7 protein-coding genes, 4 tRNA genes and 2 pseudogenes are annotated in these 9,678 nt (G+C 26.7%); 4 read left to right on the top strand and 9 right to left on the bottom strand.

The genetic code is table 11. The annotated features are described in order from the left end of the window. The 7 genes and pseudogenes from Q0V09_RS04585 to Q0V09_RS04555 form a co-directional block, all read right to left on the bottom strand. Positions 1–509, bottom strand: a pseudogene (locus Q0V09_RS04585) (glycoside hydrolase family 88 protein); the annotation flags it as partial. 143 nt (positions 510–652) lie between these two features. Then, positions 653–728, bottom strand: a tRNA-Thr gene (locus Q0V09_RS04580). Positions 729–733: 5 nt separating this feature from the next. After that, positions 734–818 (bottom strand) — tRNA-Tyr (locus tag Q0V09_RS04575). Between the two features lie 18 nt (positions 819–836). Continuing rightward, positions 837–911, bottom strand: a tRNA-Glu gene (locus tag Q0V09_RS04570). Positions 912–918: 7 nt separating this feature from the next. Then, a tRNA-Lys gene (locus Q0V09_RS04565) sits at positions 919–994 on the bottom strand. A gap of 102 nt (positions 995–1,096) precedes the next feature. Next, positions 1,097–4,048, bottom strand: coding sequence for a glycoside hydrolase family 2 TIM barrel-domain containing protein (locus Q0V09_RS04560; protein WP_297487379.1), 2,952 nt, complete (start codon positions 4,046–4,048; stop codon positions 1,097–1,099). A gap of 139 nt (positions 4,049–4,187) precedes the next feature. Next, positions 4,188–4,637, bottom strand: coding sequence for a TSCPD domain-containing protein (locus Q0V09_RS04555; RefSeq protein ID WP_297487377.1), 450 nt, complete (start codon positions 4,635–4,637; stop codon positions 4,188–4,190). Between the two features lie 115 nt (positions 4,638–4,752). Here Q0V09_RS04555 and Q0V09_RS04550 point away from each other — a divergent pair, with 115 nt between their 5' ends. Genes Q0V09_RS04550 through Q0V09_RS04535 form a run of 4 tightly spaced genes read left to right on the top strand, consistent with a single transcriptional unit; the run spans position 4,753 to position 8,542 of the window. After that, on the top strand, positions 4,753–5,418 hold the full coding sequence (locus tag Q0V09_RS04550) for a M48 family metallopeptidase (RefSeq protein ID WP_297487375.1): 666 nt from the start codon (positions 4,753–4,755) through the stop codon (positions 5,416–5,418). Then, positions 5,411–6,010 (top strand): ECF-type riboflavin transporter substrate-binding protein, encoded by a 600-nt coding sequence (locus Q0V09_RS04545; protein ID WP_297487373.1) that lies wholly within the window; start codon positions 5,411–5,413, stop codon positions 6,008–6,010. The genes Q0V09_RS04550 and Q0V09_RS04545 overlap by 8 nt, the downstream gene beginning before the upstream one ends. A 14-nt stretch (positions 6,011–6,024) precedes the next feature. Further along, positions 6,025–7,719, top strand: a complete 1,695-nt coding sequence (locus Q0V09_RS04540) for an ABC transporter ATP-binding protein (protein WP_297487371.1) — start codon at positions 6,025–6,027, stop codon at positions 7,717–7,719. Continuing rightward, positions 7,712–8,542, top strand: coding sequence for an energy-coupling factor transporter transmembrane protein EcfT (locus Q0V09_RS04535; protein WP_297487369.1), 831 nt, complete (start codon positions 7,712–7,714; stop codon positions 8,540–8,542). The genes Q0V09_RS04540 and Q0V09_RS04535 overlap by 8 nt, the downstream gene beginning before the upstream one ends. Before the next feature lie 33 nt (positions 8,543–8,575). Here Q0V09_RS04535 and Q0V09_RS04530 read toward each other — a convergent pair whose 3' ends face one another. Next, complete coding sequence (locus Q0V09_RS04530; protein ID WP_297487367.1) at positions 8,576–8,971, bottom strand: hypothetical protein; 396 nt, start codon at positions 8,969–8,971, stop codon at positions 8,576–8,578. A 2-nt stretch (positions 8,972–8,973) separates the two neighbouring features. Then, a pseudogene (locus tag Q0V09_RS04525) lies at positions 8,974–9,678 on the bottom strand (hypothetical protein); the annotation flags it as partial.

Below are 9,678 nucleotides of genomic sequence, written 5' to 3'. Positions count from 1 at the left end.
ATTAATCTATAATCATTTGGATTATCTAAATCTCCCCAAGCTTGTATAAACTCACCTTTCTCTTTAAATCTTCCAATTAAATGCTCTGCTGATTTTACTCCAACCTCTTTAGCTACTTCACTTCCAGTTACAATATTTTGTGCAACTGCTGATAAAGAATATAAAAACCCTATATCGTGATGATTTAAATGCTTTTTATTTTCAATTCTAGATTTAAAACTTCTCAATTGATACTCTGCTAACTTTCTATACTTTTCATCATAAGTTAACTCATATGACAACCATAACATTCCTGTCCAGAACCCTGATGTCCAATCATCAACTTCCTCACCATTTTTCATAGAAGGATATATATTATTAACACTTGCTGCTTTTGGGTAATTATCTATAAAGACTTTTAAATTTGTATCTATTTTTTTTAAAGCCTCATGTATTCCACCAATCAATTTTTCTTGAGATACTTTAAAATCTACACCATATTTTTCCAATGATTTTTCTGTTAGTTTCATTTTTTATCCCCCTAAATTTATTTTAAATAAATTTATTATAAAATGATTTTTTATAACTGTAAATCATCACTTTTCATTCTCTTTTTTTCTATTACAAAAAATAAAAAAAACACCTAATAAATTAAGTGTTATGCTTTCATAAATGGTGCCGCTTATCGGAGTCGAACCAATTACCTACTGATTACAAGTCAGTTGCTCTACCAGGTGAGCTAAAGCGGCATAAGTGGTGGTGAGAGAAGGATTCGAACCTTCGAAGGCGTAGCCGTCAGATTTACAGTCTGATCCCTTTGGCCGCTCGGGAACCTCACCATACTTATTTAATTTTTGTGGTACTCCGTAGGGGAATCGAACCCCTGTTTATAGAGTGAAAATCTATTGTCCTAACCGTTGAACGAACGGAGCATAAAAATGGTGCGTCATACTGGGCTCGAACCAGTGACAACACGATTAAAAGTCGTGTGCTCTACCATCTGAGCTAATGACGCATGTGATTAAGTTCCCTTAATACATAAAAATTATATCGCATTTTTTATATTTTGTCAACATATTTTTTAAAAAATATATATGCTCCTAAAAAGGAGCATATTTTAAATTATTTCAATTGTATATTCAAATTCTATTTTTTCTTTTCCAAATACTAAATATTCTTCATGAGTTTTAGAACCCCATGAGTCATCTCCACCTACACCCATCTGTATTTTATTTATATTTAATGCTGTATAAGTAGGTTTTGGTAATTTATAATGATGAGTTGCTTGTTCAATTTCATGAACTCCATAAGGTAGTGCACTAAATTCAAATGGAGTTTCTCCGCTTACTTTTATTCCGCTCCCATTGGAATTTTTTATTTCTACCCATCTATTTCCAATTCTATTTCCACACTCTTGAGGAATAATATATTTACTCATATTCTTTTCTGTTGTTGTTTCAAATATTCCAAGTTTAGCTCCATGTACTCTATCAATATAGTTTTCTTCTGGTCCCATTCCATACCATTTTATATTATTATACTCTTTATTTAACTTATATGTCATACCAAATAAAGGAATATCTGTCATTAAATTATTTCCTGAATATTCCATATTCACTTTAATTTTTCCACAAGAAAAAACACTATACTTTATAATACAATTTGTACTTGGTGTTGTTGGAAGCATATAATTATATATTATATCTATATGTTTTTTATTTTCTACTATTTCTATGTTTTCTACTACAGAATAAAGAGATGCAATTTTCCACTGTGCATATCTATACTGCATTTTATTTCCTCTATCATTATCAGTACAAGCTCTCCAAAAGTTAGGACGTACTATCTCCTCTAAATATTCATTACCAAAATAATTTAAAGATAATAATCCTCCATAAGATTTTGAGAAAATAACATTAAAATTTTCCCCTTTTACTCCTATATTAAATCCACCATCTATTAAAGTTAGATTTTTATCTAATAACTCCTCTTGTTTTCTCTTTTCTTTTTTACTAAAAATAAATTGTCCAAAAGTAATCTCTGAATCTTTTTTAACATACTCTCTATCTTCCATATATGTTAATAAAACTTCTATAATATATTCCCCACTATCCTTTGGAATTTTAATATCTAATTTAAACTTCTTTTCTTTTTGAGCTTCTAAATCAAGTATTCTAGTTTCATTAAAAATTTCATTTCCATCTTTAAATAATTTTATTACAGTATTATATTTATTTATATTTGTAAATAAACTCTTGTTTTTTATAGTAAAATTATCTTTATCTACAACTATTTTATAATCTGAAAATAATTGTTTTACTTCTTGCATTTTTGGAGAAGCTTCTCTATTAGCATATACTAATCCATTAACACAAAAATTATAGTCTGTAGGTCTATCTCCAAAATCTCCTCCATACGCTAAAAACTCTTCACCTTCATCTGTTTTCTTTATAATTGCTTGATCTATATAATCCCATATAAATCCACCTTGATACATTTCATACTTCTCTTCAAGCTCAACATATTTATGAAGATTTCCATTGGAATTTCCCATAGCATGACTATATTCACATAATATAAATGGCTTTTCTGGAGTTTCTTGTAAATATTTTTCAATATCCTCTACTTTAGCATACATTCTACTTTCCACATCAGAAGTTTTATCATATCTTCTATCCCAATAAATTCCCTCGTAATGTATTGGTCTTGTTGAATCTAAATTACGTAAGTATTCTGACATTTTATATAAATTTTCACCACCAAAAGATTCATTTCCCAGTGACCACATAACTATAGATGGATGATTTTTATCTTTATCAAACATTGACTTTGACCTGTCTAATATATTTTCAAGCCACTCTGGATCATTATTAGGAATAACGTTTTCTGGATTAGGCATTCCAAGTATCTGCCAAGTTCCGTGACTTTCCAAATTCACTTCATCTATTACATATATTCCATATTCATCGCAAAGCTCATACCATCTATTATCATTAGGATAATGAGATGTTCTAACAGCATTAAAATTATTTGCTTTTAAAAATTTTATATCCCACAACATATCCTCTTCACTTACTACTCTTCCATTATAGCAATTAAATTCATGTCTATTTACACCTTTAAAAACTAATCTTTTTCCATTGATTAACAAAATTTTATTTTTTATCTCAATTTTTCTAAATCCTATTTTTTCTTTACAAACTTCAATAATTTCTTTTGACTCTGAATCTATTAAAATAATCTCTAATAAATATAAATTAGGTGTTTCTGCACTCCATAATTTTGGATTTTCTATCTCTTTACTCAATAATATTGTTCTTTTTTCCTCTATTAAAATATCAGTTTCTTTAAAACTTAATACCTCTTTATCTCCATCAATAAGTTTTATATTTATATCTATTTTTCTTTCTTCCAATGACATTAATTTCATCTCTGTTTTTAATTGACCTATTCCTAAATGTAAATCTAAATCAGAAGTTACAAATACATCTTTTAAATGTACTTGTGGAATTGAATATAAATAGACATCTCTAAAGATTCCTGAAAATCTCCAAAAATCTTGATCCTCTAACCAACTGCCACTACACCACTTTGAAACTTTTACTGTTATCTCATTTTTACCTGGCTTTATATAATCTGTAAGTTCAAATTCACTAGGTGTAAATGTATCTTCACTATATCCAACTAAATGTCCATTACAATATAGTTCTAAATTAGATTCAACTCCTTGAAAAGATATAAAAATAGGTTTCTCTTTCCAATCATTTGGAATTTCTACTTCTTTTTTATAAACTCCAAATGGATTATTTTTTGGAACTTCTCCTGGCTTTAAATTTTCTTTTCCATCCCATGGATACATTGTATTTACATATTGCGGATTTCCATAACCTTGAAGTTCAATATGGCCTGGAACCTCTATGCTTTTCCATTCTTTTGAGTCCATATATAAAAATTCCCATATTCCATTTAAACTTTTTTTCCATTCTATATTCCCACTAATATATTCATGTGTAGAATGAGAGCTAATTCTATTTATTTTAAACTCCTTTGGATTTTCTAAGTAAAGCATATGTCCCTCCATTAATAAGTTATCTGTAGATATATCTAATCATAAATTCAACTATCATTCAATTCTTTAAAATTAATTCTACCTATCTTAATTAAATAAATAAAAAAAGTCCAAATTAATGGACTTTTAAATATCTTATCTAAGAAAATTGTGCATCACATAACCCGCAGCCTGTACAAATATGCCCTTCATAAGAAAATGCTATTCTTTGAGCTTTCTGTTTCTTTCTTAACTCTTTTATATGTCCTTCCCCTTCCCCTTTAACATGGTACTTTAACATTTCTACCATATTATCCATACATGAACTTAAACCTTTTATTGGGGCTCCTGCACAAGGATTATCATCTAGTAATTCAATAACCTTATCTACTTCCATCCCTGGTAATAGTTTAGATATAGCATTTAAATTTCCAGGACACCCTCTATCAGCTGAAAAAGATACTATTTTTCCATCTTTAACATCTACTGTCATCTCTTTTGAACAAACACCATAAGTTTTTTCTGTAAACTTAACATCTTTTTTTACTGCTCCTTCTACTGTTCCTCCTATTAAAATTAAACTTGATACTAGAAATAATTTTGATTTCATAATACCCTCCTTTTTTATTTTGTTAATCTTTTTATATACTTCCTACATGTATCTTTTGTCAAATTTATTTATTTTATGGTAAAATATAATATAAATTTATTTAAAAGGAGTTTTAATGAAATTCAATATTACTATTTATAAAAAAGATATTAAAAATATCATTCTTAAAGTTAAAAATAATGGTAAAGTTCTATTATCAGTTCCTAAAAATACTCCAAAAAAATTTATAGATAATTTTTTAAAAGAAAAAGAGGAATGGATTTTAAAAAATATTAAAAAATTTGAAGATTTTCCATTAAAACAGGTTGACAAATCTTATAAAAATGGAGACAATATAGAGTATCTTGGTATAAAATATACCTTACAAATTTTTAGTAACTCAAAGAATTCTGTTGCAATCAATAATCAGAATATCTCTATTAATTATAGTGGTGATTTTTCTCAAGAAAAAATAAAAAAACTTTTATATAATTGGTATAAAGTTCAAGCTTCTATTATTTTTAAAGAAACTATTTCAAAATACTTAAATCTTACTGATGAGACTATTTTTCAAATTAAAATTAGAAAAATGAAAACAAAATGGGGTTCTTGTAGACCAGCAAGTAAAATTATTACTTTGAACTTAGAGCTTATAAAAAAGCCTATTGAAGCTATTGAATATGTAGCTTTTCATGAAGTAGCTCATTTAAAATATCCTCATCATAAAAAAGAATTTTGGGATTTTATTTACCTATATATGAAAGATTTTAAAAAAAGAAAGGAGATGTTAAAATATGTTTAAATCATATGAAGATAAAGATGGTTTTCGATATTATATAAAGAAAAAAGAATTGTTTTCAACAAAAAATGTTGTAGCTATTGGTATTGGTGCTGCACTATATAGTGTTTTATCTGGTGTTGCTATTCCCGTTGGGCCCAATACATCTTTTAGAATAGCTGTTGCTCTACTTACTATTTTTGGAGCTATTTTTGGTCCTGTTGTTGGATTTTTTGTTGGTTTTGTTGGACATGCTTTAAATGATATGATTATGTGGGGAAGTGTTTGGTTCAGTTGGGTATTTTTATCTGCTGTTATTGGTTTATTTGGAGGTTTTATATCTCTTGATCCATCTTTTTCTCTGGAAACTGGTCAAATTACAAAAAAGCATATTTTTAAAATGTACATCTATGCTATTTTAGGAATGATCTTTGCTGGATTAGCAGCTTATATTGGAGATGTTTATTTTTATGGTGAACCTGCAAAAAAAGTATGGATACAAATCGCACTTGCTACATTAACTAACTTTATTGTTACAGCAACACTTGGAATACCTATAATTATAGGTATTGGTACTCGTAAAAAGAAATATTCCAATCTAAAAATAGATGAGTAAAAAAGGAGAAATTTATGATTAACGTAGTAGAATTTAAAAATTTTACTTTTAAATATATAAATCAAGCTGAGGCAACATTAATAAATATTAATCTCAGTATAAAAAAAGGTGAGAAAGTTCTAATTGCAGGTCCTAGTGGTAGTGGAAAATCTACTTTAGGAAGTTGCTTAAATGGTATTGTTCCTTTCTCTAAAGAGGGAGGATTTAAAGGCTCTCTCCTTGTTAATAACTTATTTCCATATGAAACAAGCATCTTTGAAATTAGTAAACATATTGGTACAGTTCTTCAAGATCAAGATGGTCAATTTATTGGTTTAAGCGTTGGTGAAGATGTTTCTTTTATAGATGAGAATAATTTAGTTTCTCAAGAAGAAATGATTAAAAATACTAAAGAAGCTCTTTTAACAGTTGATATGGAAAGATTTATAAATCTTAGCCCTCAAGAACTTTCTGGAGGTCAAAAACAATCTGTATCTCTTGCTGGAATAATGAGAAGTCCTGCTAATATTCTTTTATTTGATGAACCACTAGCTAATTTAGACCCTGAAAGTGGAAAACATGCTATGAAATTAATATCACACATCCAAAAAAATACTGAAAAAACAATTATCGTTATTGAACATAGAATAGAAGATGTTTTAGAAGAAAATTTTGATAGAGTTATTATTTTAAATAAAGGGGAAATTGTTGCCAATGGAACTCCTGAAGAATTATTTAAAAAAGATATATTTCGAGCTTATGGTCTTAGAGAACCTTTATATATAGAAGCTTTAAAATATGCTGGAATAGATATCAAAAAAGATATTATTTATCCTCTTGCTAAAGTAGGAACTCAACATAATATTGAAAAAGTTAATAATTGGTGTAACTCTTCAAAAACAAAAACAAATAATTTTTCTCAAACAATTCTTCAAGTTAAAAATTTAAGTTTTAGTTATGATAAAAACCACCCTATTTTAGAAAATATTAATTTTTCTTTACATCAAGGAGAAATCCTATCATTACTGGGAAACAATGGTGCTGGAAAATCAACTTTATGTAAAGTTATTACTGGAATTGAAAAAGCTATTTCTGGAGATATTCTTCTTTCTAATGAAAATATTAATAAATTAAATATTAGAAAAAGAGGAGAAAAAATAGGATATGTTATGCAAAATCCTAATCACATGATCACTCAAGAAACTCTTTTGGAAGAAGTTGAGTTTGGCTTAAAAATAAGAGAGTTTAAAAATATAAGAGAGAGAGCTGAGGAAGCTTTAAAAGTTTGTGGTTTATATGAATTTAAAAATTGGCCTGTTACCTCTTTAAGTTATGGTCAAAGAAAAAGATTAACTATTGCATCTATCTTAGCTTTAGAACCTAAAGTTCTTATTTTAGATGAACCTACTGCTGGTCAAGATTATAAACGTTATAAAGAGTTTATGCAATTTATTAAAGAGATTGCTAAAAAAGGAGTTGGAATAATTCTTATAACTCATGATATGCATTTAGCCCTAGAATATTCTAATAGGTCTATTGTTCTTTGCCAAGGAACAATTATTGCAAATAATCATCCTTCTGTTATTCTAGGAGAAAAAGAGTTAATGAGAAAATCTCGTTTAAAAGAAACATCTTTATCTTCAATGGCTGAACTTATGAATATAGAACCTGAAATACTTATGAACACTTTTATTAATCATGAAAATAGAAAGGAGGATTCTAATGTCTAGATCAGGAACTTTATATATAGATACAAATTCTCCAATACATAAAATAGATGGAAGTATAAAATTTATTTTGCTTTTAATTTGGACAGCATCAGTTTTTTTATTCAATGATTTTAGAGTTTTTCTAGGATTTTTTCTTTTTGGGTTTTTTCTATTAAAAATAGCTAAAATTCCATTTAAATCTATTAAACCTCTATTTTTATTTATAATTATGTTTACAATTATGAACTCTTTATTTTTAATTGTAATTACACCTGAATATGGTTCTACTTTAACAGGTACAACAACTCCACTAATTACAATTAAAGGAATTACGCTTTCTTTAGAAACTGTTTGGTTTGCAATAACTCTTTCTATGAAATATCTAGCTATATTTCCTATTATGATGCTATTTATTTTTACTACTCATCCAAGTAAATTTGCTAGTAGTTTAAATAAAATTGGTGTTTCTTATAAAGTAGCTTATGCAATTAATATTGCTCTTAGATATATCCCTGACGTAAAAGAGGAATTTACAAATATTATGCATGCTCAAGAAGCTAGAGGAGTTCCCTTTAGAAAAGGAGATGCTTCTTTAATAAAAAGATTAAAAAATTATAATACTATTCTTTTACCTCTTGTTTTATCCTCTTTAAATAGAGTTGAAGTCATTTCTAATGCTATGGACTTAAGAGGTTTTGGAAGTAATAAAAAAAGAACATGGTATAGTGGACAAAAGTATAAAAAAGCTGATGCTTTTGTTTTTCTTTCTATGATTCTACTTATAAGTATCTCTATATATGCAAAATTAAATATTTTCAAAGGTTTTTGGTATCCTTTTAATTAAAAAAATGGAAGCAAATTTTATTGCTTCCATTTTTTAATCATCATAATATGCTGTAAATATAATCTCAGTTCCTTTTAAATTCTTAACTTCACTTTGAAAAGTATTCCAAAAATATTCATATCCTATCTCTTTATCATACTGTCCAATACAATTTTCACTACTTTGCATAATCTTTATTCCTAAAGAGTTTAGATCTCTATTAGCTTCATAAACTAATTTCATTTTTCCTGTTCCATTTAATCTTATCTTATGTCCATAAACCCTTCCAATACTTCCATAAATTATGGTTCCAAAATTTATTACATCTAAATTAGAGTCTATTTCAATTATTTTTTTTAAATCATATGAAATACTAGGATAAAAATTAACACTTTCTTCTGAAAATCCTTTAATAAAAAACAGAATAAATATAACAAATATTTTTTTCAATCCTATTCATCCTCTCTTTTTAACAATATAATATCTTTTAGATCAATATATCCATTATCAATCTCTTTTGAATCTATTTTTATTTTTTTAATTTTCTCTTTAATTATAAATTTAGAATTTTTACTCTCTATTTTTAGTTCATATTCACCCTTTAATATATTATCAATATTAAAATATCCATCATATTCAGGTCTTGAAATTTTAATAATCTTATTATTTTTTAATAATTTAATTTCTATTTTACTATAAATATTTGACAATTTTAGTAATTCTATATCTTTATTTTTTAATATAATATTTCCACTTAATGAAACTGTATATTGAAGAGGAATATTAACTTCCATTCCCGTAGATGGCATTAATTTATAGTTAATATTTTCCTTATAATGTAATAATGGATCAATGTAAGTTTTATCCAATTTTATTTTAAATTTACTATTAGAGCTTATATTTTCCATTATATATTTTCCATTTTTATCTGTTTTTACTCTTTTCCCTTGAATATAAATTTCTAAATCGTTCATTGGAACATCATCTATATCATATTTATCATTATTATTATTATCAATATATACTCTTCCTTTAATCCAAGAATTAGAAATATTTTCTATTTTACTATTTCTAAAAATATCGTTAAGAATAAAATTTTTCTTAATTTCCATTCCAATATTTCTACTTTTATGAGATTCATCAGAACCATTAAAACT

The organism is uncultured Cetobacterium sp., from assembly GCF_947039425.1.
Classification (GTDB): domain Bacteria; phylum Fusobacteriota; class Fusobacteriia; order Fusobacteriales; family Fusobacteriaceae; genus Cetobacterium_A.
This window is presented reverse-complemented; position numbering and strand designations above follow the sequence as displayed.